This window comes from Rhodocytophaga rosea (assembly GCF_010119975.1).
GTDB classification, from domain to species: Bacteria; Bacteroidota; Bacteroidia; order Cytophagales; family 172606-1; genus Rhodocytophaga; species Rhodocytophaga rosea.
On record NZ_CP048222.1, the window covers coordinates 7,392,891 to 7,418,621 of the forward strand.

General features: G+C 40.8%; 24 protein-coding genes. 19 read left to right on the top strand and 5 right to left on the bottom strand.

Features of this window, described 5'->3' with window-relative positions:
* Window positions 1-197: 197 nt before the first annotated feature.
* Window positions 198-1,388 (bottom strand): exo-beta-N-acetylmuramidase NamZ family protein, encoded by a 1,191-nt coding sequence (locus GXP67_RS30360; protein WP_394351988.1) that lies wholly within the window; start codon window positions 1,386-1,388, stop codon window positions 198-200.
* 423 nt (window positions 1,389-1,811) lie between these two features.
* Between GXP67_RS30360 and GXP67_RS30365 the strand changes: the two genes are divergently transcribed.
* Window positions 1,812-2,333, top strand: a complete 522-nt coding sequence (locus GXP67_RS30365; RefSeq protein WP_162446617.1) for a hypothetical protein — start codon at window positions 1,812-1,814, stop codon at window positions 2,331-2,333.
* Between the two features lie 471 nt (window positions 2,334-2,804).
* Window positions 2,805-3,557, top strand: coding sequence for a GIN domain-containing protein (locus GXP67_RS30370; RefSeq protein ID WP_162446618.1), 753 nt, complete (start codon window positions 2,805-2,807; stop codon window positions 3,555-3,557).
* Window positions 3,558-3,888: 331 nt separating this feature from the next.
* Here the strand turns inward: GXP67_RS30370 and GXP67_RS30375 are convergent, their stop codons facing one another.
* Window positions 3,889-4,920, bottom strand: coding sequence for a Gfo/Idh/MocA family protein (locus GXP67_RS30375; protein WP_394351989.1), 1,032 nt, complete (start codon window positions 4,918-4,920; stop codon window positions 3,889-3,891).
* A 288-nt stretch (window positions 4,921-5,208) separates the two neighbouring features.
* Between GXP67_RS30375 and GXP67_RS30380 the strand changes: the two genes are divergently transcribed.
* From GXP67_RS30380 to GXP67_RS30395, 6 genes are all read left to right on the top strand, one after another.
* Entirely contained in the window at window positions 5,209-6,102 is an 894-nt protein-coding gene (locus GXP67_RS30380; protein ID WP_162446620.1) for a transposase, read from the top strand.
* A gap of 112 nt (window positions 6,103-6,214) precedes the next feature.
* A complete protein-coding gene (locus GXP67_RS37575; protein WP_232064686.1) occupies window positions 6,215-6,547 on the top strand; it encodes a transposase in 333 nt (110 codons plus the stop codon).
* 79 nt (window positions 6,548-6,626) lie between these two features.
* A complete protein-coding gene (locus GXP67_RS37580) occupies window positions 6,627-6,986 on the top strand; it encodes a hypothetical protein (RefSeq protein WP_232064688.1) in 360 nt (119 codons plus the stop codon).
* 417 nt (window positions 6,987-7,403) lie between these two features.
* Window positions 7,404-9,404: an LruC domain-containing protein gene (locus tag GXP67_RS30390; protein WP_162446621.1), complete on the top strand. Its 2,001-nt coding sequence runs from the start codon at window positions 7,404-7,406 to the stop codon at window positions 9,402-9,404.
* Between the two features lie 303 nt (window positions 9,405-9,707).
* The gene (locus tag GXP67_RS37895; protein ID WP_262890460.1) at window positions 9,708-9,845 is read left to right on the top strand and encodes a PQQ-dependent sugar dehydrogenase; all 138 of its coding nucleotides are present in this window, start codon (window positions 9,708-9,710) and stop codon (window positions 9,843-9,845) included.
* Complete coding sequence (locus tag GXP67_RS30395; RefSeq protein WP_262890461.1) at window positions 9,820-10,110, top strand: PQQ-dependent sugar dehydrogenase; 291 nt, start codon at window positions 9,820-9,822, stop codon at window positions 10,108-10,110. Before GXP67_RS37895 ends, GXP67_RS30395 begins: the two co-directional genes overlap by 26 nt.
* Window positions 10,111-10,287: 177 nt before the next feature.
* On the opposite strand, the gene GXP67_RS30400 is transcribed toward GXP67_RS30395, so the two are convergent.
* Window positions 10,288-12,129, bottom strand: coding sequence for a sodium:solute symporter family transporter (locus tag GXP67_RS30400; protein WP_162446622.1), 1,842 nt, complete (start codon window positions 12,127-12,129; stop codon window positions 10,288-10,290).
* A gap of 419 nt (window positions 12,130-12,548) precedes the next feature.
* On the opposite strand from GXP67_RS30400, the gene GXP67_RS37115 reads away from it, so the two are divergent.
* The 6 genes from GXP67_RS37115 (at window position 12,549) to GXP67_RS30425 (ending at window position 18,859) form a co-directional block, all read left to right on the top strand.
* Window positions 12,549-12,746, top strand: a complete 198-nt coding sequence (locus GXP67_RS37115) for a hypothetical protein (RefSeq protein ID WP_197901584.1) — start codon at window positions 12,549-12,551, stop codon at window positions 12,744-12,746.
* The gene (locus tag GXP67_RS30405) at window positions 12,722-14,011 is read left to right on the top strand and encodes a glycoside hydrolase family 28 protein (RefSeq protein ID WP_197901585.1); all 1,290 of its coding nucleotides are present in this window, start codon (window positions 12,722-12,724) and stop codon (window positions 14,009-14,011) included. Before GXP67_RS37115 ends, GXP67_RS30405 begins: the two co-directional genes overlap by 25 nt.
* Before the next feature lie 251 nt (window positions 14,012-14,262).
* Window positions 14,263-15,255: a glycosyl hydrolase family 18 protein gene (locus GXP67_RS30410; protein WP_162446623.1), complete on the top strand. Its 993-nt coding sequence runs from the start codon at window positions 14,263-14,265 to the stop codon at window positions 15,253-15,255.
* A 207-nt stretch (window positions 15,256-15,462) separates the two neighbouring features.
* On the top strand, window positions 15,463-16,776 hold the full coding sequence (locus GXP67_RS30415; protein ID WP_162446624.1) for a Gfo/Idh/MocA family protein: 1,314 nt from the start codon (window positions 15,463-15,465) through the stop codon (window positions 16,774-16,776).
* Window positions 16,777-16,990: 214 nt separating this feature from the next.
* The gene (locus GXP67_RS30420; protein ID WP_162446625.1) at window positions 16,991-17,692 is read left to right on the top strand and encodes a 3-keto-disaccharide hydrolase; all 702 of its coding nucleotides are present in this window, start codon (window positions 16,991-16,993) and stop codon (window positions 17,690-17,692) included.
* Window positions 17,693-18,274: 582 nt separating this feature from the next.
* On the top strand, window positions 18,275-18,859 hold the full coding sequence (locus GXP67_RS30425; RefSeq protein WP_162446626.1) for an FISUMP domain-containing protein: 585 nt from the start codon (window positions 18,275-18,277) through the stop codon (window positions 18,857-18,859).
* An 83-nt stretch (window positions 18,860-18,942) separates the two neighbouring features.
* Here GXP67_RS30425 and GXP67_RS30430 read toward each other — a convergent pair whose 3' ends face one another.
* Window positions 18,943-19,536: a hypothetical protein gene (locus GXP67_RS30430; protein WP_162446627.1), complete on the bottom strand. Its 594-nt coding sequence runs from the start codon at window positions 19,534-19,536 to the stop codon at window positions 18,943-18,945.
* Between the two features lie 97 nt (window positions 19,537-19,633).
* Between GXP67_RS30430 and GXP67_RS30435 the strand changes: the two genes are divergently transcribed.
* Window positions 19,634-20,632 (top strand): helix-turn-helix transcriptional regulator, encoded by a 999-nt coding sequence (locus GXP67_RS30435; RefSeq protein ID WP_162446628.1) that lies wholly within the window; start codon window positions 19,634-19,636, stop codon window positions 20,630-20,632.
* Window positions 20,633-20,638: 6 nt separating this feature from the next.
* Here the strand turns inward: GXP67_RS30435 and GXP67_RS30440 are convergent, their stop codons facing one another.
* Window positions 20,639-21,319, bottom strand: coding sequence for a GNAT family N-acetyltransferase (locus GXP67_RS30440; protein ID WP_162446629.1), 681 nt, complete (start codon window positions 21,317-21,319; stop codon window positions 20,639-20,641).
* Between the two features lie 345 nt (window positions 21,320-21,664).
* Between GXP67_RS30440 and GXP67_RS30445 the strand changes: the two genes are divergently transcribed.
* Genes GXP67_RS30445 through GXP67_RS30460 form a run of 4 tightly spaced genes read left to right on the top strand, consistent with a single transcriptional unit; the run spans window position 21,665 to window position 25,720 of the window.
* Window positions 21,665-22,429: a DeoR/GlpR family DNA-binding transcription regulator gene (locus GXP67_RS30445; protein ID WP_162446630.1), complete on the top strand. Its 765-nt coding sequence runs from the start codon at window positions 21,665-21,667 to the stop codon at window positions 22,427-22,429.
* Window positions 22,430-22,448: 19 nt separating this feature from the next.
* Window positions 22,449-23,858: an L-fucose/L-arabinose isomerase family protein gene (locus GXP67_RS30450; RefSeq protein WP_162446631.1), complete on the top strand. Its 1,410-nt coding sequence runs from the start codon at window positions 22,449-22,451 to the stop codon at window positions 23,856-23,858.
* Window positions 23,859-23,887: 29 nt separating this feature from the next.
* Entirely contained in the window at window positions 23,888-24,733 is an 846-nt protein-coding gene (locus GXP67_RS30455; protein WP_162446632.1) for a transketolase, read from the top strand.
* An 18-nt stretch (window positions 24,734-24,751) separates the two neighbouring features.
* A complete protein-coding gene (locus GXP67_RS30460; RefSeq protein ID WP_162446633.1) occupies window positions 24,752-25,720 on the top strand; it encodes a transketolase family protein in 969 nt (322 codons plus the stop codon).
* Window positions 25,721-25,731: the final 11 nt, after the last annotated feature.

The following is a 25,731-nucleotide window of genomic DNA, read 5'->3' on the forward strand; positions in this document are numbered from 1 at the left end:
ATGCTTCTTCCGGAATACCAGAATGTGTCCCAAACTTTATCAATAGATGCTCCTATTGATATTTGTACGGTTGCGATTAAATTTTTTTGGTTCATATTATACCACTGTTGATAAATGATAGATATAAGTTGAGGAGGGATTTATTACAGTACTAACAATCTTTGGCAAAGCAAGGCTGCTGGTCAATTCTACTATCCTTACGGATAAAGCAGGTATTTTTTACGCATTAGTTTATATTGACTTAGGCCGGGTTCCCAGCTTTGACGGATTTCTTTTTCAGAGGCACCGGCAATAATCTGTTTCCTGAACAAAGCATTACCAGCTAATCTTTCAATTACACCCATTTCTCTACTCAGACTGGAGTCGAAGAATTTTTCCTTGTAGGGGGAGGCCTGGTATAATTCCATCATCCATTTCAGATTAACCTGTTTGCTTTTTCTCAGTTGCTCCACATCATAGTTGCGCAGGTCCAGGCCATAACAAACCTGGTTCATAAACAGCGGCGTTTCTGCCATCCCTTTAATACTGGTAGGTGTGTAGGAAAATTCGTATTTACCTTTGAGCTCCGGACTGCCAATAACAGTAAAGGGAAAAAGGGTGCCACGGCCATGATTCAGATAGGTGCCCTCAAATAAACAGGTGGAAGGGTAGAGCATTACTGCCTGCTGGGTATTTAGATTAGGCGAGGGGCTTACCGGCAATGTATAAGCCATATCGTGGGTATAGTTGGCTACCGGAATGATCTTTAGCTTACATTTCACTTTATTTGCCAGCCAGCCTTCTCCATTGGCCATCATAGCAAATTCCCCAACGGTTAACCCATGTGACATTGGCAAAGGAAACATGCCAATGCCTGATTTGAACTTCATATCCAGAATAGGTCCGTCAATCAGGTATCCATTAGGATTAGGTCTGTCCAGAATGAGCAGTTCTTTATTATTTTCATAACAAGCCTCCATTAAGCGGGATAAGGCATTGATATTGGTATAAAAGCGACAGCCTACATCCTGCAGGTCATAAATCATGATATCCACATCGGCTAAATCTTCTTTGCTGGGTTTGTTTTTTTTACCATATAAGGAGATCACCCGAATACCTGTAGCCGGATCGGTTTCATCACCTACCACAACGCCGGCACTGGCATTGCCACGAAAACCATGTTCCGGGCCAAATACTTTTACAATAGTAATTCCCAATCTGGAAAGACTGTCTACCAAATGTGTTTTTCCGATCACAGTGGTTGGATTGGCAAGAATAGCTACCCTTTTGCCTTTCAGATAAGGCAGGTATTTTTCGGTTTGTTCGGCACCGGTTTTGATTGGCGCTGCCTTTGCGACAGCAGGGACAGGAAATGAATTTTTGCCTGGAACAAAAAGGCTCCATACCATAAACAAAGTAAAGAATACTTTCATAAGAGTGATTTTTATTGAACATCAATAGATTGAGTAACGAATGTGAAAGGAAGTATCCTATAGAATATAGCACCTTTCCATCATTTTCAATTAGTTTACTGTTTCCTTAGCCTTCCAGTTAATTTAACTATTCCTATTTTTTATGGGTAGCTGTATTATGCTACAATTTTATTGATTTGGTTTAAGTTGGTTCAATATAATATTCTAAAAGATATTTGTTAGATAATTTTATGTGGGTAAGTAGATAAAAGTTGATATTAATTTTATAAGCTGCTTAAGTATAGCAAGTAGTTTTATTTCTGTTCGAAAAACTATATTTACTTTTTAAAAGCTTTAATTGAGGCATAAAATCTAAATCTTATAACTATTACACTAAAGAAAATTGTCATTGGTAACCTATTGATCTGTATTTCTGCTTTCACTAGCTATGCTCAATCTATTTTTCAACAGCAAATTGAAGCGTTAGTTAAACAGGAAGGAGAAATCTTTATAGTGGTAAGCCACCAAAAAGCAGGTCAGACAAAATCATGTCTGGAAGAAGATGCATTAAGCAATCAAATTAGTTTTATACAAGATTCGGCTTTTGTCCAGTATGTGAATCATACTGAGTTATTTTGCGAAACCTATGTATTACATTCCCAGTTTACCTATAAGTTTAGTCTGAAAGATATAGAAGCTACCTCCTTACGACTGATAGAAAAGAAATATGATTATGGCGAGGGCAAACTTGAGCAAGGACCCGATACCTGGTATGAACTTGAGCTAATTAGCTCACATAAGAAGTTCTCTATTACAAAGGTGGATATGATCAGCAAACAAACAGAAAATATTGCTTCGGTAAACCTGCTTTTTAAAAGTAAGAACGGGGCTAAGGAGGCAATGGCTTTGTTTAAGAATGAACTCAAACGGTATGGTCTATAACATCAATGCAGGCTGATAGATGATGTTTTTATGCTTGAAATTTGTTAGCAACAGCTATTAAAAGTATTGCCTTGTGAGGGCTAACGTTGCCTTTTGTGAAGCGTATTCACCTAGCCATTAAAGAGATTAAAGTATCAGATGCAGGATCTGCTTTATTTGCCAGAGTTTTTTAAGTATTGCAAAACAATAGGAATAGATTTCATTAACCCTATTTGTGCTTTCGCCTGCTTGTGTTAGTAAAAATTTATGCTGAGGCAAGCAACTTCTGTTAGCTTATTTACATCTGTTATATCAATGTAGCTTTATTCGCTAAACAAGGATTTCTGTCCTTTGGTAGGTTAAGCTATCAGAAGATAATTACTCCTGATTTATGATTTTACCTTACACTTTATTGATAAAGATATATTTTTCTTTTTTGGCCAATTCTTAAATAAATTTCCTGTTCTAGTTAACCCTTAAAGCTCAAATACTATGAAAAAAATAATTCCATCTCTGCTAGTGATTCTATTTGCAGTAGGCTGCTTGTCTATGTCAAAGGCACAAACTCTTACAAAATCTTTGCCTGCTTTTGAAAAAGTAATTGTTAGTCCATTGATCAATCTGGTGCTCGAGCAGGGTGAGCAGGAAAGTATACGCCTGGAATATGAAGGTGTCGCTGAAGATAAAATCAATTACAATGTGGAAGGTAAAACCTTAAAGTTATATTTGGATGGGGCTAAACTAAGAGTAAAAAACCAAAGATACGACAAGGATGGATGGACCTACAACAAGGCTGACTATGAGAATGTACATATCACCGCCTATGTTACCTATAGAAAGTTGGAGGTTTTGCAAGTGAGAGGGGAAGAAACAACCATTTGTAAGAGTGCTCTGATCCAGCCTGCTTTTAAACTGAAAGTATTCGGTGAATCAAAGGTAACCCTGATCGCCCTTGAAACTAATAGGCTAAAAGTGTCTTTATATGGGCAAAATCAAATAAAGATTCAAAGCGGAAGTAGCGATCATCAACGCTATTGGGTATATGGAGAAAATAAAATTGACAGTGAAAAGTTAGTAGGTAAAAAAACAACTACCACCTCTTTTGGCGAGAGTACACTCTATGTGCATGCTTCCCAGCAACTACTCGTAACGGCCCTGGGCGAATCAGATATTGTGCACAGGGGAGGAGCACAGGTAAGTAGAAAAATAGTGTTAGGAAGCAATACTATTAGAGGTATTGAGTAAAGCGGTTCATAAAAAGAGGTAGTTTTTATAGTACTATTCATAGTGCATCTAACTATAGAGATTCATCAAGATCTGTCCTTTCCCTATTCTGACTTACGAACTTATTGGCTGTAATTCATATTTAAGCGCCTTTACCGGATTTAGGTTAGCTGCTTCTATGATTTGATATTACCTTTGGCAAGCTCATCAAAGCAGGTTAAGAAGCATTCCATGTTGGAAAATATATACTTTTCGTTGCTGTTCGTAAGCTTTTATATGAACAGCAACGGAAAGATATTTACCACAGAAAACAACTGTATTTTTCCTAACATCGCTTTCCACCTAATACTACTTACAACATCACCGGTTGGCCGGTCCGTACCGACTCATCACAGGCAAAAGCAATGCGCAAACTATTGAGGGCATCCTCTAAATGGTCTCTCAGATCAAGGTCTTTGCGGATGGCTTCCAGAAAGTAGCGCTGTTCCCGATTGCACAGCTCCTGATGGTCAGGCTCATCTTGCATATCAATCCAGGTATCTTGTTGCACAAACTGGTTATTGGCACTCAACTCAGCATGGTGGATTCGTAAGGATTCGGTTTTGGTATGAGAGTCCACGTTGTCCGACTTTCCTGTCCCTGCCGCCTGTTTGGCTACAATAGAAACACACCCCTTGGGGCCAATCACATCTTTAACAAAAAAAGCAGTTTCGCTCATCATCGGTCCCCAGCCAGCTTCATACCACCCTACCGAACCGTTGGCAAAACGAATCTGCAACTGTCCATAATTATAGTTTCCTGCCGGAATATCCTCAGTCAGGCGTGCGCCAATGGCATTTACCTGGATAGGCTTGGAACGGGTCATCTGACACATCACATCTATGTAATGTACGCCGCAATCTACAATAGGACTCAGGCTTTTCATCAGGTTGCGGTGCACGTTCCACATCTGGCCATGGCTCTGCTGATTAAGGTTCATGCGCATAACCAGGGGAGTGCCAAGCTCTTGCGCTACTTCCACAAACTTAGCCCAAGAGGGATGATGACGGAGAATATAGCCTACGACTACTTTTTTATTGGCATTTTGTGCTGCGGCAATTACCCGCCGGGCACCTTCAACGGTAGCAGCCAGAGGTTTTTCAATAAAGACATGACAACCTTTTTCAAGGGCTTGCACAGCAAAGGCTTCATGGGTATCCGGATAGGTGGAGATACATACTGCATCCGGGCGGGTAATTTGTAGAGCAGCAGTGAAATCATCGAACAAGTCATAGTTGCCACCCAGGCGTTGATTGAGAATGGATTTGCTTGTTCCGGTAGATACAAGCCCGCAGATCTCAAATTCGTCCAGTAAGCTATAAGCCACTGCATGTGATGCACCCATATTGCCGCAACCAACTACCAATACCCGCAAGGGTTGAGGAGTATTTGTCATATAATGTATAATTTATTCAAAGAAATAGAAGATGCTGGCAAATATAGCCTTTTTAGCTAATACTTAGCTCTACAGAAATAGTCGGCCTGAACGGGGGTGGTAAATTAGTTGGGGTATTTCGCAGCAAGCGGAAGCCAGAATAATTTTACATAATTCCATTAGTGAAAATGTATAAAATATGCGAATCAGGAGTATAAAATAAAAAAACAGATGTAGAGTAAACAGGGTTTAAGTTTTATGCACGAACTTAAACTAATCCAATTATACTGCTACATCTGTGAAGAGTATAATCAATTTCTGCGTTGGAATGTTCAACGTTTTAGTAAAAATAATTTTGAAGGGCAAATCAGTGATGAAGAAATCCTGACTATTTACCTGTTTTGTTTATGCTATGAAGAAAAATATAAAATCAAATCCATGCATCAGCATATAGAAAAATACTGGCATAGTTGGTTTCCAAACCTGCCTGCTTATCAGACTTTTAATCATAGAATTAATCGTTTGGCAGCCGCTTTTACTTACTTGACCCAAAGACTGACACAGGCTTTTTATTTACCTGCTGACTGCCTTACCATTGTGCTGGGCGATTCCATGCCTATTCTTACCTGCTCTCACAAAAGAAGTGGAAAAGTAGCCACCCCATTAACAAACAAAGCCTATTGTGCAACCAAAAACATGCATTATTATGGAGTCAAACTCCATACCTTAGCCTTAAAAAGAGCCCATACCCTGCCTTTCCCCTGCTTTTTAGCTATCACCCCCGCCTCAGTCCATGATTTGACGGCCCTGCGGAGTGTGTTGGAAAAAAGCTATGCCCATATGAGTGTTCTAGATAAAGCCTATTGTGATAAAGAATTACAACAACACATGCTTGCCAAGGGCAATACACTGCTCACGCCAATGAAAGAAAAAAAAGGGATGCCACTCATCGTTAAACAATTTGATCAGGCGTATCAGGATTTAACCAACACTGCCCTTGCTAAAATAAGGCAGCCTATTGAATCTCTTTTTAGTTGGATACAAGAGAAAACTTATATACAAAATGCTTCCAAAGTACGTTCCCAAGAAGGCTTGATGGTGCATGTGTTTGGTCGTTTAGCCGCTGCGCTGATGATGCTTTCCGGATTGTAACCCCTGATTCGCATAAAATGCCAAATTCAAATACTGAAGCTGTTTAGGATAAAGAAAAAGATTTCCAAAGAAGTGCGAATTTTGTGTTGCAAAGCATAAAACTCACACTCCAATGAAAATCTTAGATAAAGATAACATAGACAGATATATATTAGCAAATCTTTCAGTAGGAGAAACAGGCAAAGCATGTAGCAAAGAATTGATGAGAGAAGTAGTAGCATTGATTTTATACCGCTTAAAAACAGGTTGCCAATTGAGAATGCTGCCTCTACAGCAGTTTTTTACTACAGAAAGCTTAAGCTGGCAAGGCACTTATTATCATTTTAATGAATGGGTCAAAGATGGTTCCTGGAGTAAATTATGGATTGCTATTCTGTCTGCTCATAAAGATAAACTGGATTTGTCAAGCATGCAGTTGGACGGCAGTCACACCCCTTGTAAATAAGGTGGAGAGGCGACAGGCTATCAGGCAAGAAAAAAGACAACAACCACTAACAGTTTATTTTTAGTTGATAACGGAACCGATGCACAAGCACGTGGCAGGTCCAGGAAACATGCTAGCTTGTGCTACACCACAAGAAGGTCAGCATCATGATTTATTCCATGATTTATTCAATATTCAAACCCTGTTTGAAGAGCTTTGTGAGATGCTTATCAAGGCAGGCATTGACTTGAAATGCCTATTTTTAAATGCCGATCCAGGCTTTGACTCACAAGAACTAAGAAAGATATGTAAAGAAAAACAGATTGAGGCTAACATAGCCCTTAATTCCAGAAATAGTGTATCACAAAGGGAAGAGTATGTATACTTTGATGAAGAGCTATATAAATGCAGAACAGTTATTGAACATGCCAATGCTTGGAGAATTGCACACGTTGGGTAGCTTCAGAACTGATAACTTTAAAGCTCTACTAGTCAGATTTGATACACTAGTCTGCACTTGGGTGGCACTCCATTTGATTGCCTTCTCTGTCCTTTTGCTGAGAAAAATTAATAAAAAACAGAAAGTTCAAACAGCTTCAATTATGTATAACAGCACTTTCTAATAATCATTTAACTTTAATTGGTAACCTGTTAACCCACAATTTTGATTATGAATTAAAATTGTACTCTAGGAAAGCAACATCATTAATTTCCTTTCTTAAAGAAAATACAAATGCCTGAAGTATAACAAATTATACTCATAAATTGTATTTATTTTATATCTATACAATTTTTCTCAAAAGTTACCTCTGTAATAAATAATGAATGTATGTAAGCAAAAATAATTCTGATTTATTGTTTACTAAATTTCTTATTTATGAGACAACCTCTACAATTATTTCAAAATCCAATTCCTATTAAGTCTACTTTGCTCATTGGTGCCTGTGTATTTAGCTTATTTGCTTGCCAGGAACGAGAGCAAGTGGTGGCACCCGGAAACACTACGGAAACCCAAATTAATGAAGCTTTCAATTTTAATACAACCCAAGATGTTACTTTTAATATCTGGGCCAAAGATTCGCAAGGGGATATTCTGAATATGACTAATATTCAGATCTATGATAAAGATCCTAACCTTGGAGGTGAACTGTTGATAGAAGGAGGTATTGATAATACCGGACAGCTTTCAGCTTATAAAGCCCTGCCTACTCACTTGCAGGAAGTAACCATAGTAAGTAATTATATTGGTGTATTAGAACAGGTAACCGTGCCTATTACTGATCAACAGGTGAGCTATACTTTTGGCGTACCCACTCAGGAAGATAGCAGCGGTGAAGAAATCACCCCTGATGCCAATGGCAGAATTAATGGCACATCCTACACCTACCTTGGAAAATACAATAGCCTGGGTGTCCCTAAATACTTGCAAAGTCCCAATCATGTCATCCCTTCCTCTTTTTTAAACATACTCAACACGGCTTTGCCTGAAGGGAAAAAAGTAAATCCTGCCTACCTGGCTCCCGGTGTATCCTATGATGTAAAACTGACCAAAGATGCCAATGTCACCATTACCTTTGTGAGTGAGCGGGCAGATTTCTTAAACAGCTTAGGTTATTATACTTATCCTTTAAATAAGGCACCTAAATCAGTGGAAGAAATAGATGAAAAGTTCATTGTATTTCCTAATGCCTCCTTTACCGGCAGTGGCGGTGGCTTAGCTTCAGGAAACAGAGTAAAGCTACCTAAAACCCTGAAGGCAGGTACAGGCATTGGATTCTTTATTGTTTCTAATGGATGGAATGGGTCTAGTGTGTCAAAAGATAATATCAAACTGTTTTCCAATCCTGCTTTTAATCCCGGGAATGCGGATAAAAAACAACATAGTGTACTGTTAAAATATGAAGATAAATGTATTCTTGCTTTTGAGGACATCAAAAGAAGCGATGCCAGTTCAGATGAAGACTTCAATGATGTGTTATTCTATATCACTACCGATCCGGTCAAATGCATCGACGACACAAATATTCCTTCTTGTGAACCGGTGAAAGATTGTGATAAAGATGGGGTGCCAGATGAGCAGGATAAATATAGCTGTGACCCGGTAAGAGCCTATAACAATATTACCAAAGGTACGCTTGCTTTCGAAGACTTATGGCCGGCCAAAGGAGATTTTGATGTCAATGATTTAGTAGTCAATTACTCGCACAATGTAGTGACTAACAGTCAGAATAAAGTAGTAGAGTTGATCTCAACCTTTGATATACTGGCCATAGGAGCCAGATACAGAAATGGACTTGGCTTTGAATTATCTAAACTTAACCCTTCTCAGATAAAGAGTGTCGTAAGTTCACATAACAAAACAATATTAGAAGGGGGCCAGGCAAAAGCTACCATCCTTGTGTTTGAGAATGCCTTCGATTTTGTACCAAATGGTATCTATGATCAGATCAACACTAAAATGGATCAGCCTAAGTTAAGTTGTGGTTCGGTAACCATTACGACCACCTTTACTTCTACACTTACTATGCAGGAATTAGGTGCAGCTCCTTTTAATCCCTTCCTAATCTGTAACCAGAACCGGGGTTATGAAGTGCATTTGCCAGGCTATAAACCTACATCGAAAGCAGATCTTACCTTGTTAGGCACCAAAGATGATATATCTAATCCTGCCAGAGGCATTTATTATAAAACATCTTTTGGCATGCCCTATGCCTTGAACATGCCGGTAAACAGCTTCAAATATCCAGTAGAAGGAGCTTCAATCAAAGATGCGTATGTAAAATTCTTGCCATGGGCAGCTAGTTTTGGGGTGGTGTATTCAAACTGGTACTTAGACCTGCCAGGGTATAGAGACGCTGCCAAAGTCTATACTAAATAGATTCATTAATAGATATTCTTCTTACACAAAAGAGCAATTAGCTTACTGCTAATTGCTCTTTTATATTCTGCCTTATGAGTAGAAAAGTGAATACATCAATTAAGGTTCGAATGCCATACCAGTATTGGGAATTTTATTGTTAAATGAATGGAATAAAAGAGATTAAGTAAATGGACAAAACTAAGTTTAGTTATGTTATAATTCCCAAATGGGAAAAATACGAACAATAGAATTAACTGTTGAGCAACAGAAAGCCCTGCAAGAGGGATATCAATTGCCATCTACAGCTGGGATAATCGAAATGTGCAAGGCCTGGCGCAGCATCCGATCACTGTTGTAATTTATGCTAGCGAACATGGACCTACGGGAGGTGATGAATTAAACATACTAAAAATGGAGCCAATTACGATGGCCGGTGATTACCTATGGCATCGAGTATGATGGTAGTATCATCATCAAAGAAATACATAAAGAGGAGTTGGAGCATCCCATCACCTATTGGACTCCATCGATTGCCGTAAGTGCGATAGAATTTGTAAGCTCACCGCTATTTCCCCATTTGCAAAATAATCTGATTGTAACGGCACTGGCATTTGAAGAAGTCCGAAGACTGGTGATTGAGGGTGATCAGGTTACTCAGCAAGAGATTCTGCTGAAAGGATATGGTCGTGTACGAGATGTAAAGATGGGTCCTGATGGAAAGTAATATGTACTGACTAATTCGCTACGGATTACCCCGTAATGAGGACCTTTCTAACCAATGCAGTTTCTTGGTATTATAAGTGCATAATTGAAAATTCAGAATTGAGTATCAAGTGGACAGCTATTTATGATAACATTCAAATTAAAGAAGCCTGGCTGTACCATTATTGTAAATGCCTTCTTACCAGAATATCCAGTATAAAGCGACAAAAGTAAGGAAGACCACGGCCGAGATAACTCTGTAGTCAGAAAGCCCGCTGCCACTTTTTGCCTGAAGAGGTTCGAGCCAGCTTTCCCAAATCAGGGGTTTGGCTTCTTCTTTCAAGGGTTCAGCAAGGATGAGTGAAGCGATGATCTGAATGAGAATACAGATACAGAACATACCGAAGGCGGTCAGCATGAAATCGTGAATGGCATATTTGTAAATGAGTCCCCAAATAAATGAATTATGAATCGTTTGCTGGGCTATCGGTCCTTCGCCAACGAAGTAGGTTCTGAAAAAGTCAAAGAAAAAACACAGAGCTCCCATACCGGCTCCTATCACCATCGTCAGAAAGGCAGCACGCCCTCCTGCTTTTTTCCAGAAAACGCCCACCAGAAAGACTGCCGTAATGGGTGGGGCAATATAACTGACCATGATCTGTACTCCCTGAAAGATGGTTTCATAATGACCAAAAACAGGTGAAAGTACAATGGCAAGAATGGTTGCACAAACAGTAGTCCATCGGCCGATCTGTACGAGTTGTTGATCACTTGTGGCGGGATTCCAACGCTTCCAGATATCATAAGAGAATAATGTTGCTGCTGAATTAAGTGCTGCTGAACAGGTTTGCATAGCCGCCGCGAGCATGGCAGCCGTAACAAGGCCCTTAAATCCTACGGGTAATAAATGCGTGATCAGGAAAGGGTAGGTATCGGCCGACTTAATGGGACCAATCATTCTCACAGTCCCATCTATGGTTTCTTTACCAAAATACCCCTGCTGTACAAGTGCCACACAAATGATTCCAGGAATTACAAAAAAGAAAACCGGGAAAATCTTAATAAAGGCACAAAACAAGGGACCCAGACGGGCATGCTTTTCATCTTTGGCTGCTAACACCCGCTGCACGATCGTCTGATCACAACACCAGTACCAGATGCCAATAACTGGATAGCCTAGCAGAATGGAATACCAGGGTATATTTCCTATCACTGTTTTATCGACGCTGGCATGCGCCATATTAAGAAAAGATTGGGTGGAAAGTTGAATGCCTTCCTTTACCCCTTCCATCCCTGCCAAGGGATGAGGCGCAGTTGCTAAGGTATGCTGAAGCGAATCCCAGCCACCTACAGCGTTAAAGCCAATAAGGGTGATACTAATGGCGCCAGCCAGTAAAAGAATCGTCTGGATGCTTTCTGTCCACACCACAGCCAGTAAACCTCCGGCTACTGTATAAATACCTGTCAGAACTCCGAGAGCGATGATAAAGAACATTAATGCATTGATACCAAGTATATTTACGGTTTCAGGAATTCCCAGAATAAAACATAATACGGTGGAGGCAGTAAACAAAGCCACACCTATATGTATAACGATGGCTGAGATCAGGGAAACAAACGCCAGCATGTCCCGGCACCCACGATTGTAGCGCTTTTCCAGATAGTCAGGCAAAGTTGGCACCCGGGTACGCAGGTAAAGCGGGGCAAAAAACAGCGACAAAAGAATAAGGGTAAACCCAGCCATCCATTCATAGTTGCCATAGAGTAATCCTGAGGTATAGGCCGTCTGGGACAAGCTGACCAAATGGACAGTAGAAATATTGGCAGCAAACATAGCCAGGCCAATCACCGGCCAGGTCAGCGAGTTATCAGCCAGAAAATAGTGAACGCCATCACCTCCTTTCTTACGGATGAATCCAGCCAGAAAGCCAATGCCAACTATCCCTAACAGGTATACGATAATGATTCCAAGATCGAGCCCGCTCACTTGAATACTTGTACTGGCAGATGTAGGAATTACCTGAGCCCAGATGATGTTCATATTCCACTCATTTTTTTATGAACGATTTTTATTAAATTCTTCTAATCGAAAAAGCTTCCGGCTTATTCCTGATTATAGCATTTCACTCTCCCTAAAAGGCGATAATACAAAGAAATTTAGTAACAAAGCCAAAAAGTTCTACTCATGTTTTAAGGAAGTATATTATCCGAAATGCCACATCTTACCCGGATTGTGATCGTCCCGACATTCACTATGAATGATTAATAGATATTCCGGTGATACAGCTAACTTAATTTGAAAAGGATCATAATAGTTATCTACAGTCAATAATTGAAAAAGTATAGTCTTGAGTTATTCGCCTTGTGATTCTAAAAACATATTTGAGCTATAACATTTAGTAAACTGCTTGCTTGGTGTAGCAATAGCACATATATTTCACTTGCTTTAATTCATCCTCCGTGTTTATAAAAAGATATTTCCTCTTTCTTATTTTCTTTAGCTATGCTTCCGGGCTGATGGCAAAGGATTATCCGGCTTCCTTATTTGGCATTTCTTCGGATGGACTTACGCTCAATACAAGATCTATCCAGGCAGCTATTGATTACATACATACCAACGGAGGGGCCGCCTGGTGTTTGATGTCGGAAGGTATCTAACTGGTTCTATCCACCTTAAATCCAAAGTAAGCTTACATCTCCGAGAAGGGGCTGTAATCGTGGGAAGTGTCAATCCCTTTGATTATGATAAAAAAATATTCACCGCCTTTATTTTTGCGTATGACCAGCAGGATATTGCGATCACCGGGCAAGGGGTGATCGATGGGCAAGGTAGAATTGTAGCCAGAAATGTGCTTACCCATATACATAGCGGTATTCTTAAAGATGCTTTGCGCAATGACCGCCCGTATGAAGGAAACAGGCCAATGCTCATCAACTTCCGCAATTGCAGCAATATTCTTATTCAGGGAGTTACCCTGCGCAATGCTGCCTCCTGGGTGCAGACCTATGACCAATGCAACAATCTTGTCATTGACCAGATCGCTGTAGACAGCAAAGCCTACTGGAATAATGATGGAATAGACATTGTAGATTGTGATGGCGTGAAAATCACCAATTCGTTTATTGATTCTGCCGACGATGGAATCTGTCTAAAATCCCACGATGATAAATTCTACTGCAACAATATTCTAATCCGTAATAATACGATCCGTTCGAGTGCCAATGCAATAAAGTTTGGAACCGCCTCTTATGGCGGATTCCGGAATATTAATATTATTAACAACAAAGTGTATGATACCTACCGTTCCGCTGTTGCCTTAGAGGCAGTAGATGGAGGCTTTCTCGAAGGGGTAGTGATTGATTCCTTGTGGGCCACTACTACCGGGAATGCTATTTTTCTGCGCCTGGGAGAACGGGTAAGCGGGAAAAAAGGGAAACTTGAAAATGTAAAGATCAGCAACGTGTATATTGAAATTTCGGCCACAAAACCAGATGCTGGATACGAATATGAAGGTCCGGTAGAAGATATGCCCAGAAACATTTCTCCACTTGTGATTGCCGGTTTACCAGGTCAATTTGTAAGCAATATCACCCTAACGAATATTGAAATAAAATATCCCGGTGGAGGCAAACCCTTCTTTGCGAATGCTTCCTTAGACCGTATGGACAGTATACCAGAACTGCCGGCAAAGTATCCGGATTTTTCTATGTTTAAAGAGCTACCGGCCTGGGGTGCCTATATCCGTCATGCCAGGGGGCTTAAGTTGTCTAATATCCGTTTAATTTGTGAGAAAAAAGATTACCGGACTGCCATTGTGTTAGATGATGTACATGAGTCGGAATTCACTGCTTTGCAGATCAAAGAGCCGGGACAAAAGAAGGTGATCCACCAGCATAAGTCAACAAAAATAGTGACGAAATAAAGCGTATTTGATGGAGTATCTCGATAAAGAATCAGAACTGTGTTATAAAACTGTTTCTGTTTGAGCTTTTCAATAAGCTAAATTCTGAAAATGAGAAAGCCAATCTGCTTTCCTCTTTTCATTATCACTGATTGTTTCTTCTGTTGTTCAATTTTCTTTTGATAATGGCATCACATGTGTAACTCACATTTCCAACTTAGTTATTCTTTATTTTTTTATCTATTTTAACAGCCTCTCTAACTCAAATCTTCATGAAACAAACCATTTGTTGGCTATTTGTCTTTTATAGTTTTTTCCTGTTTCCAGCTTACGGACAACCTTCAAAAAAACAATCCACCTTTAAAATTATTGGCTATTATCCCTTGCAGGCAGCCTTAAGTGCAGAACTGACAAAAGTCCCTTTTACGAAGCTTACACATATTAATTTGTGGTTTCTGAACCCTGATACGCTCGGAAATTTTACAAAAGACTTATCTGCCCTGGCTCCATTTATTCAGGCTGCGCATGCCAGCAACGTAAGGGTGCTTTTTTCTATCGGTGGCGGCAGTAAACAAGCCCAGTATCACCGGCTGCTACAAGCGGATAAACGGACTATGTTGATTAAAAATTTAGTGGCGGAAGTAGTAAAATACAAACTGGATGGGATAGATGTGGATTTGGAAGGCGGTGATATCGATGAAAACTACGAACCTTTTGTTGCAGAGCTGGCAACATCACTGAGGTCCCATCAAAAAATCCTGACTGCCGCTATTGCTGTTTATTACAAAGATCAGCTTTCTGACAAAGCACTGGCCACTTATGATTTTGTAAATATTATGGCATATGACCGTACCGGCCCGTGGCGGCCTGAAAAACCAGGTCCTCATTCCACCTTTGAACATGCACAGGAAGATCTGGAATATTTTGCAACAGTGCGATCTATTCCTAAAGAAAAGATGACACTGGGCGTGCCTTTTTATGGCTATGGGTACGGTCCTGCACTCACCTCTCCAGCTATCAGCATGAGTTACAAAGATATTATTGCCACTTTTTCCGGCTCTCACACTGCTGATCAATGGACTATGCCGGATGGAAAAATCCTCTACTATAACGGGAAACCCACTATTCAGAAAAAGACAAGATTAGCCAGAGAGAAGGCTTCCGGTATTATGATCTGGCAATTGATGGGTGATACAACCGGTACTCACTCGCTACTGGATGTTGTTTATAAGGTTGCCCATGATAAAACTTCTGTAAGTCATTGATACATAATTGCCTGAAAATGCAGATCTGATACATAATCGGTTTCCCTTCAATTTCTGATATTGTTTGCTCGATTACTAACACTGTAGTTTTGTAAAAGATATACCTTGTAATCTTTTTATAAATTCTTAATTTAATGCAGCGAAATAGAAAGATGTTCTAACCATAGCAAATATTTTATTAAATTAAGTGTTTAACTCAGATCAATTATGAAGGAAGATACGAATATGCCAGATAAAACAAGTCGCAGGACATTTCTTAAAGCAACCGGGACTGCTGTACTTGCCAATGCGATTGCGTTGAATTTGAGTATGCCTACCCATGGACTGGCAGCAAATAAAACTGCCCTGAAGGTAGGTTTAATTGGATGTGGAGGAAGAGGAACTGGTGCTGCAACACAGGCGTTAAAAGCAGATCCGGATGTGGTGCTTACGGCCATGGCAGATGTTTTTCCGGATCGTTTGGAAGAATCTTACCAGGCGCTCTTTAAAATTTTTCCCAAGAAGTTAAAAATAAACAAAGGAAATAAATTCGTGGGGTTCGATGCCTATAAAAAAGTAATAGAATCGGATGTAGATGTAGTGCTGTTGGCAACTCCGCCCTCATTCAGGCCTGACCATCTGATGGCAGCAGTGAATGCCGGAAAACATGTGTTTTGCGAAAAGCCAGTCGCTGTGGATGCGCCAGGCGTAAGGAAAGTACTGGAGGCAGCAAAAAAAGTAAAAGAAAAAAACTTGTCGCTTCTGTCAGGTTTCTGCTTCAGATATGATCTGGCGAACCGGGCCACTTTCGGGAAGGTGCTCAATGGAGATATAGGCGAAATAAGAATGCTGTCTACTACCCGGAATGGCGGACCGATCTGGAATCTGCCCCGTCAGCCGGAATGGACAGATATGGAATACCAGATGCGTAACTGGTACTATTATAACTGGCTGTCCGGTGATTTTATAGTGGAACAAGCCGTACATAGTCTGGACCTGATGTCGTGGGCAATGGGCGATAAAGCACCAGTAAAGGCAAGCGGAAGCGGCGGGAGGCAGGTACGGACAGATGCCATATATGGAAATATTTATGATCATTTTGCCATTGAATACGAATATGAGAATGGCGTAAAAGGGTATCATTTTACACGTCAGCAGGAGGGCTGTTCTACAGCCAATACCGTAGATATTGCCGGTACGCAGGGTAGTGTGATGATTGATCTTTGGAAGGGTGTTCATGAAATAAGAGGTGCCAATAAATGGTTGTACAGAGGTGAAAAAAATGATATGTACCAGACAGAACACGATGAGTTTTTTGCTTCTATCCGTAATGGAAAACCAATGAATGACGGAGAATGGATGGCTACCAGCACCATGCTGGCGGTTCTGGGAAGAATGGTTGCCTATACCGGCCAGACCATCACCTGGCAGGAAGCGCTCAATTCTAACCAGGTTCTTGGGCCAGAAACAGACCAGTTTACCTGGCAACTAAAGTGGCCCGGCCCAGGGATTGCTACTCCTGGTATCACCAAACAATTCTGATGTATCTACTGAGTGCCTTGATTATACATTGGCAAGTAAATAGTCTATTCAAAGAGGCAACTTCTTTAATTTTCAAAAAAAAGTTTTAACCAGAATATCATTCCATAGTTGAATGGTTGTTTTTATGCACATTATTAACTGAAGCTTAATGAAGATATTTCTAAAATATGCAGCGACCCAGCTTTTGATAAGCCTGATAGTAAGCCTATACAATATGTCTCATGCACAAAATTTCCTGTTTGAATTTGGTACGCAGCGGAGTTTGAACAGTGTCACTATCGGGCCTGCAGAAAAAGAGATTCCTTTAAGATGGATAAATGTCAATACGAACACTGAAACCTGGTCTAAGCAGGAGAAAGGAGTGCTGGTTTGCTCAGGACATCCTATTGGTGTTATCCGCACGGAGAAGCAATATGAAAATTTTATGCTGCATATCGAATGGAAACACATGGAAGCGGGAGGTAATTCAGGCGTTTTTGTATGGAGCAATGCTACACCAGATGAGAAAGCACGTTTGCCAAATGGGGTAGAAGTGCAGATGCTGGAACTGGACTGGGTAAATCTGAATAAACAAAACGGAGTGACACCTCCGATTGCCTATGTTCACGGCGAACTTTTCGGGGTAGGAGGGGTAGTAACCACTCCGGATAATCCCAGAGGAGAAAGAAGTAAATCCATTGAAAATTTATGTAAAGGCCGTGGTGAATGGAATACCTATGATGTAGTATGTGTAGATGGGGTGATCAAACTTTCGGTGAACGGTAAATTTGTGAACGGCATCAGCCAGTCGACCCAGAAGAAAGGATATATCTGTCTGGAATCTGAAGGAGCAGAGATACATTTTCGCAATATGAAACTTATTGAATTGCCAGCCGGAGTCACTTCAGCTTCACAAACTGCACCGGAACTGCGCTAACATTCTATGGGCAAATTGCCTGCTATTTCATGCAATTGTTTGTATATAACTATTAATCGTAGATCAGCTAAAATAATACCCATATAAAAATTAACATGCTTTAAAACTTATCACAGCTTTTGCAGGAGTCTCCTGATATAACCTTTGGGTCAGCACTTGCTATGATCGGGTTGTATAGAGGGATGGATGTAAAAGCGGAGCCTCTCCAGTCTTGGAGGAGGAATGCCACGATACGGACTCTATGAAATTCCCGGTTACGTATGCTACTTTTTATAACCGAATATTTGCCTTTTGTTAATACTTCAACCACTGAACTTCATGAGTAGATAACTGCCTTTTCAGTGATCGTTACAGCTTTATTTTATCCTTGACGATTCCCATCCGTCGGGGACTTTTTTACATACATAACTTTCTTCAGCCATTAATCACGTGAAACAACCTTTGCTCCATTTTGTAAGGTACAAATTGGCTTTCGGTGGTCATAAAATAGAAATTAGTACCATCTAAAACATAATTAATAAGTCTGAAATGTTATTTTCTATAAACACATATTACCCATCCTATCTTCTTGCATTTATATTTTTGATCCTGTTTTTGCCGCTCACCTCCTGCAAAGAAGAATCTGACCAGCCAGTTCCTATGGCTACTACTGTTATAGTACAAGGTAAAACATATCCCATTGTTTCCATCGGCCATCAACTCTGGACTACTATAAATTATGATGGACCGGGAGGAATTCCCTATAAAACCGGAACTGAAAAACCAGAATATGGCCGCTATTATACTTTCCAGGAGGCAGCGGCTATTGAACTTCCAGAAGGATGGCGATTGCCTGCTATGGATGACTATATTACACTTGCTCAGAGCCAGGGCGTAGTTTTTACGAACCAGAGAGCAACCGGACAGGAAGCCATTAAAAAGCTGGCGGCACAAACTCACTGGCGGGTGATTTCCGGTACGAATGAATCAGGATTTAATGCCTTACCAGCTGGCTATAGCTTTCAGGGTTCTCAACCCATGGATGGGGATATTAGCGAATTCTGGATGGCGGATGGCAATACAGTCTCTATTATGGAAGGTGCTACCGGAAAAGCACATAACATGATGTTTTATAGCAGTAATGAGCCAGGCTATCGTTTTAATCTGCGTTTTGTAAGGGATAAGTAATGGGGGTGGTGCTTACTTAGTAAAAGCTATGCATTTAAAATGCATAGCTTTTAGTTTTACTGCCGTATGAGGGCTTTGGTAAATCAATCGGTGGTTTTTCGTTTAGTACCTGTTGAGATAAATCCCTGGGCATCTAATTCTACACTGATAATATTACTTGTACTATCCCGGTTAAATGTTAATTTGGCTTGATAATCCACAATTTCAAAAGTATCCTTTTGCTGCAATTTTTTTAAAATGGATTTTCCATGGCTTGTTTCCCCATATAAATCGCCATTATATACATAGATTTCCATGCTGGGGAAATCAGCAAACTCAAATAGGCCGGTATATTCTTTAAGTCCGGATTGTTGCCGTCCGATTGCTTCCCTTAATTTGAAAGGATAAACATTCATATACACGCCAGTACAGAAAATAATCTGTGTTGGAAATTGTTGAGGATTACATATCCACTCATTCTTTTGTATGATGGTAGCATTTACTATAGACTGAATCTCCAGGCTGTTCAACATGCGGAATTTGTTGACAGAGTGATGGTGTATTTTATCCTGCAAATAAAAGTTAATAGAACTCTGTCTATCTACTGCATTTAGATCTTTGCTGTGTACATAACCAAAGCGCAGAATCATCCACATAATAAACAAGAAACTTAGAAGTCTTAATCCTGATTTTTTCATAAAGAGATAATTTGTACGTTAATGTGTGTACAAAACTGTCAAGATTCCTTATAGTTTTATTATATTAAAAGGAGTTTCACTTGTAACAAAAGGAGTAATGGCTATTGAAATCCAGGACATTGCAGATATCAATTCTCAACTTGCCAATAAATTTTTCCTCGCTGAAAGCAATAATCAAAACCTGATCGAACACACCCAGACCCTTGCCCTTCCTTTTGGTAATCTTTTTTCAAAAGAATGGTATTTTGATGGAATCCGGATGGGGTATTCTGATTGGGTTTTTTCAAGACCCATAGATATGCGATGGCACTATGATATTAAAGTGGACCTGGTCACTTTTCAGCTAAACCTGCATGGCGCTCTGATCATTGAGGATAAAGAAACCCATGCCAGTTTCCTGCTGCCAGACCATCATCATAATTTGTTTTATTCCAACCCTGGCGTTAATAGCAGTGGACTATTAAAAAATAACAATGGGCGGGTCAGTTTGTTTATGGTTCAATTTACAAAAGATAATTTTCTTTCCTTAACCCAGGGAGCCAATGAAGCCTTAGACCGCTTTAGCGAAAGTGTAATGGTTGGAAAGCCGGCTGTTCTTTCCCCCAGAAACCTTCCCCTTGAAGCTTCTTTTAAAAATGTCATGCATAATATTCTGAACTGTGGGTATACAGCCGGAATAAAAAAAATGTACCTGTTATCTAAAACTATTGAGTTCCTTGTACTCCAGGCCGAAGCCTGTAATGCAGCTCTGATTCCAGCTTACAAATCCTTAAAATCTGCCTATGACAAAGAATGTATGGTGTATGCAAAGGAGTATCTGTTGAAAAATCTGGAAGTGCCACCTAGTATTTCCCAGCTTTCTAAAATCGTAGGAATTAATGAATATAAATTAAAAAGGGGCTTTAAAGAGATGTTTAACAATACAGTATTTGGATATGTAGCAGAAGCAAGGCTGGAAATAGCCAAGAATGATTTACTGGAAACAGATAAAAAAGTGATCGAAATAGCCTCAGACCTGGGCTATTCTTCACTTCAGCATTTCAGCCATGCCTTTAAGAAAAAATTTGGTTTTTCGCCTAATACGTTACGGAAATAAAGTTCTCTAGGCTTTTTCAAGCATATACACCAGCATTTGTTTTCTTTCCCGGAAGCCCAGTTTTTCATACAATTTGCAGGCGGCTCTATTATCAGTGAATACGTGAAGAAAAGGAATGCGGGAAACGGCTGTTATCTTGTGAATCTGGCTGCTGATCAATTTTGCTGCATACCCTTTTCCGGTGTGATCCGGGTGTGTACACACCGCACTTACTTCTGTATAAGGATCAGGTTGCAGGCGTTGTCCCGTCATGGCAACCAGCGTGTTCTCCTGAAAAATCCCCTCATAATTTCCAAACTCGATCGTGCGGGAATAAAACGGACCGGGTTTGGTCATAGCCGTCAGTTCCAGCATGGCTGGAATATGTTCGTCCTGTAAGGCAATGAGTTCCGTGTCCTGTGCCATAGGTGGGTACTGTGGCTGATACACCATTTGTAGCAGTGCTTTCTCCAGTTTAATATCCCATCCTGCAGGAATAGAGATTTTTCCTGGCGTAAAGAGAACTACAAAGCTTTTCTCCTGAAGTAGGGCATGTAATTCGTTTAATTCACGCTCACTATTGGTTTTCAGGCCGGCAAAAGGCCCCACATCTCTTCTTATATACTTAGCTTGTTCATTTCCAGAAGCGAAGTGCTTATTGCCGGTGACTAAGGCATTCCAGATCGGGTTATCAAGGATATGGGTCATAAATAGGTGTCGGATCTTTTTGTTATCAAATTGGCTAATATATAATTTTCAGGGTGTGAAAGGTGGTTTAGGTACTATACCCACCAAAGGTGTAAAGTTGCTTAACTCAGAAATCAAATTTATACAATTAATCAAAAAGAAAGAAAATGCACTTATATCTATGGTTTAACTTTCTATAGTTTTAGAATTTTTAAAAATTTACTTTCGTTTATTTTTGTTTATTTTCTTTTTTCTTTGTTGTATTGTATGGTGGAGATATACATTCAGCACAAAGGCTAGACTATTGATTCAATATAAGCCAGAGTGGGACTATAAGATCAGGACACTTCTAAACATTTCAGGGGTATGATGCCCAATCAGCGTAGAGACAAAATACTCGAGTTATTAAAGGAAGATGGTTCCGCTAAAGTGGTTGATCTGGCAAAGCTATTCAAAGTGACAGAAGTCACCATACGCCAGGATCTGGAGAAGCTGGAGAATGATGGCCTAGTGCTCCGGGAACATGGCGGTGCTTTCTTAAAGAATGTGGAAGACCAGGTCCGAACCTTTTCGCTGGCCCATCAGGATAACATGGGAAAGAAGGAATTGATTGCTAAAAAGTGCTTAGAGTTCATTGAAAGTGGTGATACCATTATTCTGGATTCGGGCTCTACCACCACTGAAATAGCGAAGAAACTGAGAGGAATGAAAAACCTCACGGTAATCACCAATGCGGTAAATATTGCCTTGCTGTTAGGTGCCCAGCCAGGGATTGATGTAATTGTGACAGGAGGTGAGTTTAAGCCGCCAACACTTTCGTTAACTGGTCAGAAAGCAGCTGACTTTTTTAAAGGGCTGAATGTACAAAAGCTATTTCTGGCTACCGCAGGTATCTCCCTGAAATCGGGGCTAACGTATCCAAGTATCAGCGATCTGGTAGTTAAAAAAGCCATGATCGATGCGGCTGATACAACCTATTTAGTGGCGGATTCTACCAAAATTGGCAAGAGTGCCTTTGCAAGCCTTGGCGCACTTTCGCTGATCGACTATATCATTACAGATTCTGGTATCGAAGATAAACATAAGCAGCTGTTGAAGGAACATGAAATAGAGCTGATCATAGCGAATTAAAAATCGAAAGCAAACGAAAATGAAAGAAAACATAAGTCTGGGAGTCATCATCGGAAACCGTGATTTTTTTCCTGATAAACTGGTAGGAGAATGCCGTTCCGACCTGATGGAAGCATTTAAGAAAGCAGGCGTGAAGCCGATTATGCTGGAAGAAAATCTGACTAAACTAGGAGGGGTAGAAACGTTTGGGGATGCACAGAAATGTGCGGAATTATTCAGAAGGAATGCAGATAAAATCATGGGTGTGCTGGTGGTATTACCCAATTTCGGAGATGAAAAAGGCGTAGCCGAAACCCTGAAACTAGCCAGGCTGGATGTGCCGGTTTTGGTTCAGGCCTATCCGGATGATTTGAATAAGATGGATGTGGCCAGAAGACGGGATGCCTGGTGTGGGAAGATTTCTGTGTGCAATAACCTGTATCAGTATGGAATCAAGTATTCTATTACCACTAAACACGTAGTTCATCCTTCTGATCCAAGCTTTGCTGCTGACCTGGCTAATTTTGTGGCTGTCTGCAGGGTTGTGAAAGGGTTGAAAAATGTACGGATTGGTGCCGTAGGCGCAAGACCAGGTGCTTTTAATACGGTCCGTTACAGCGAGAAGATATTACAGCGGCATGGCATCTCCGTAGTTACCGTGGACTTATCGCATATTCTGGGTCATGCCAACCGGCTTACTAAAGAAGATGGGGTTGTAAAAGAACGGCTTGAAAAAATTAAAGGCTATTCCCCTACCGGACGTACCCCTGATGACAAACTGATCCAGATTGCCAAACTTGATGTGGCGCTTACCCACTTTATGGACGAACATGCCCTGGATGCTACGGCTATTCAATGCTGGACTTCCCTGCAGCAGAATTACGGTTGTAATGTGTGTACCAGCATGAGTATGATGAGTGAAAATATGCTGCCCAGCGCCTGCGAAGTAGATGTGACAGGAACATTAAGTATGTATGCCATGCAACTGGCATCTGGTTCACCAAGTGCATTAGTTGACTGGAATAATAACTATGCAGAGGATGAAAACAAGTGTGTGCTGTTCCATTGCGGTAACTGGGCTAAATCATTTTTGCCGGATATTGAAATCAGTACGGCTCCCATTCTAGGCACAACCATCGGCGAAGAAAATACCTATGGAGCACTCGCCGGACGTACACCAGCTATGCCGCTGACCTATGGAAGAATCAGCACCGATGATCCGAAAGGCATCATTAAAGCCTATGTGGGCGAAGGCATGCTGACAGACGATACATTGAATACCTTCGGAACAAGAGCTGTAGCTGCTATTCCGAACCTGCAGAACCTGATGCAGTTTATTTGTAAGAACGGATTTGAACATCATGTAGTAATGAATGCTTCCAAAACAGCAGGCATTCTCCAGGAAGCCTTTGGGAATTATATGGGCTGGGAAGTGCAAAATTTCAATTAGCTATATTAAAAGCATAAAAGCTGAAGAACATGTCAGAACAGGAATTAGCACGTAAATCGATTCATTACCGGAAAAAGATTCTCCAGTATATTATGGAAGCTAAGGCAGGACATACTGGTGGCAGTCTTTCCTGTATTGATATCCTGAATGTACTCTACAACCATACGCTGAATGTGAGTCCGGAAAATTTTACTTCGCCTGACCGTGACCGCTATATTCAAAGTAAAGGACATACAGTAGAAGCGCTGTTTGTAGTCTTAGCAGATAAAGGATTTTTTCCGGAAACAGACCTGCTGACGATGGGAAAATATGGGTCACATTACATTGGGCATCCCACCAGGAAAGTACATGGGGTGGAGCAAAATACCGGTGCACTCGGCCATGGTCTTCCACTCAGTGTTGGTACAGCCTTAGCTGCCAAAATGGATAACCGCCCGTACCGGGTATTTACGCTGCTGGGGGATGGAGAACTGCCGGAAGGTTCCAACTGGGAAGCAGCCCTCACTGCCGCACATTACAAGCTCGATAATCTGTGTGCCATTATAGACCATAATAAATTACAAATTACCGGACCTACCAGTGAAGTGTGCAATACCGATCCCATTGATCAGAAATTTGAAAGTTTCGGCTGGTCGGTACGGCATGTGGATGGGCACAACATTCAAGCATTGAAAGAAACCTTCGAAGGAGTACCCTTTACGGATGGCAAACCAAGCCTTGTGATTGCGCATACCATTAAAGGAAAGGGCGTGAGTTACATGGAAAATGAGATCAAATGGCATCATGGGGTGCCTGATGACAAGCAATTCAGGCAAGCCATGGAAGAATTGAACCATGCGTTGGAAAGTGCAGAAAGAATAGAATCAATTATATAACATCAAATTCTTTTACGGGTGGGTACTTTTATTGAAACAGGAACAGTTACAGGCAAAGCTAATCTGGATGTATTTTCAGGCACACTCCAGCAACTGGCCGAAACGGATACAGATATTATTGCTGTTACCAGTGATTCCCGTGGCTCAGGAAAACTGGCTTCTTTCGGGCAGAAATTCCCCAGGCAAATAGTGGAAATAGGAATTGCCGAACAAAACCTGGTAGGTGTGGCAGCAGGTCTGGCTTCTGCTGGTAAAAAAGTATTTGCGGTTTCTCCAGCCTGTTTTCTTACGGCCAGAGCTTTAGAGCAGATTAAAAATGATGTGGCCTATTCTGACAATCCGGTAAAACTCGTTGGCATTAGCGCCGGGGTGAGTTACGGCGCATTGGGTACAACCCACCACAGTTTGCATGACTTTGCTGTATTACGGGCCATTCATAATCTGATCGTAGTCGCACCGGCTGACAATTTCGAAACCGAACAGGCCATCCGTCAGGCTGCCGAAACGCAGCACCCGGTCTATCTACGGTTCGGAAAAAAACCGATGCCGCTGCTTACGGCTGAGGATACTCATTTTGAATTCGGAAAAGGGAGAATTATCAGAGAAGGTGCAGATATAGCGATTGTTGCCACCGGCGAAACCGTGTATCCTGCCTTGCAGGCAGCCGAAAAACTGGAGCGGGAATATCATATACATTCCACCGTAATAAGTATGCACACCATTAAGCCTTTGGATTATAATTTATTAGCCAGAGTAGCTTCAAAAGTAGGTGCTATATTAACGGTAGAAGAGCATAGTGTGTATGGTGGTTTGGGCGAAGCCTGTGCCTCTTTTCTATTAGAAAATGGCTATCATCTTCCTTTCAAAATCATGGGTATTCCAGATGAATATACGGTGACAGGTTCGCAAATGGAAATTTTTAACCATTATGGCATCTCTGAAAATGGCATTGCAGAAAAAGCTCTTCAATTACTAAGAAAAAAGTAGAATAGATATGT

Bases quoted from the DNA above. Each gene is read 5' to 3' on its own strand.
- GXP67_RS30410 (WP_162446623.1), top strand. From the start codon at position 14,263: ATGAAACAAACCATTTGTTGGCTATTTGTCTTTTATAGTTTTTTCCTG.
- GXP67_RS30445 (WP_162446630.1), top strand. From the start codon at position 21,665: ATGATGCCCAATCAGCGTAGAGACAAAATACTCGAGTTATTAAAGGAA.
- GXP67_RS37575 (WP_232064686.1), top strand. From the start codon at position 6,215: ATGAAAATCTTAGATAAAGATAACATAGACAGATATATATTAGCAAAT.
- GXP67_RS30390 (WP_162446621.1), top strand. From the start codon at position 7,404: ATGAGACAACCTCTACAATTATTTCAAAATCCAATTCCTATTAAGTCT.
- GXP67_RS30430 (WP_162446627.1), bottom strand. From the start codon at position 19,536: ATGAAAAAATCAGGATTAAGACTTCTAAGTTTCTTGTTTATTATGTGG.
- GXP67_RS30360 (WP_394351988.1), bottom strand. From the start codon at position 1,388: ATGGTATGGAGCCTTTTTGTTCCAGGCAAAAATTCATTTCCTGTCCCT.
- GXP67_RS30435 (WP_162446628.1), top strand. From the start codon at position 19,634: ATGGCTATTGAAATCCAGGACATTGCAGATATCAATTCTCAACTTGCC.
- GXP67_RS30420 (WP_162446625.1), top strand. From the start codon at position 16,991: ATGTCTCATGCACAAAATTTCCTGTTTGAATTTGGTACGCAGCGGAGT.
- GXP67_RS30400 (WP_162446622.1), bottom strand. From the start codon at position 12,129: ATGAACATCATCTGGGCTCAGGTAATTCCTACATCTGCCAGTACAAGT.
- GXP67_RS30440 (WP_162446629.1), bottom strand. From the start codon at position 21,319: ATGACCCATATCCTTGATAACCCGATCTGGAATGCCTTAGTCACCGGC.
- GXP67_RS30450 (WP_162446631.1), top strand. From the start codon at position 22,449: ATGAAAGAAAACATAAGTCTGGGAGTCATCATCGGAAACCGTGATTTT.
- GXP67_RS30380 (WP_162446620.1), top strand. From the start codon at position 5,209: ATGCACGAACTTAAACTAATCCAATTATACTGCTACATCTGTGAAGAG.
- GXP67_RS30375 (WP_394351989.1), bottom strand. From the start codon at position 4,920: ATGGGTGCATCACATGCAGTGGCTTATAGCTTACTGGACGAATTTGAG.
- GXP67_RS37580 (WP_232064688.1), top strand. From the start codon at position 6,627: ATGCACAAGCACGTGGCAGGTCCAGGAAACATGCTAGCTTGTGCTACA.
- GXP67_RS30370 (WP_162446618.1), top strand. From the start codon at position 2,805: ATGAAAAAAATAATTCCATCTCTGCTAGTGATTCTATTTGCAGTAGGC.
- GXP67_RS30415 (WP_162446624.1), top strand. From the start codon at position 15,463: ATGAAGGAAGATACGAATATGCCAGATAAAACAAGTCGCAGGACATTT.
- GXP67_RS30455 (WP_162446632.1), top strand. From the start codon at position 23,888: ATGTCAGAACAGGAATTAGCACGTAAATCGATTCATTACCGGAAAAAG.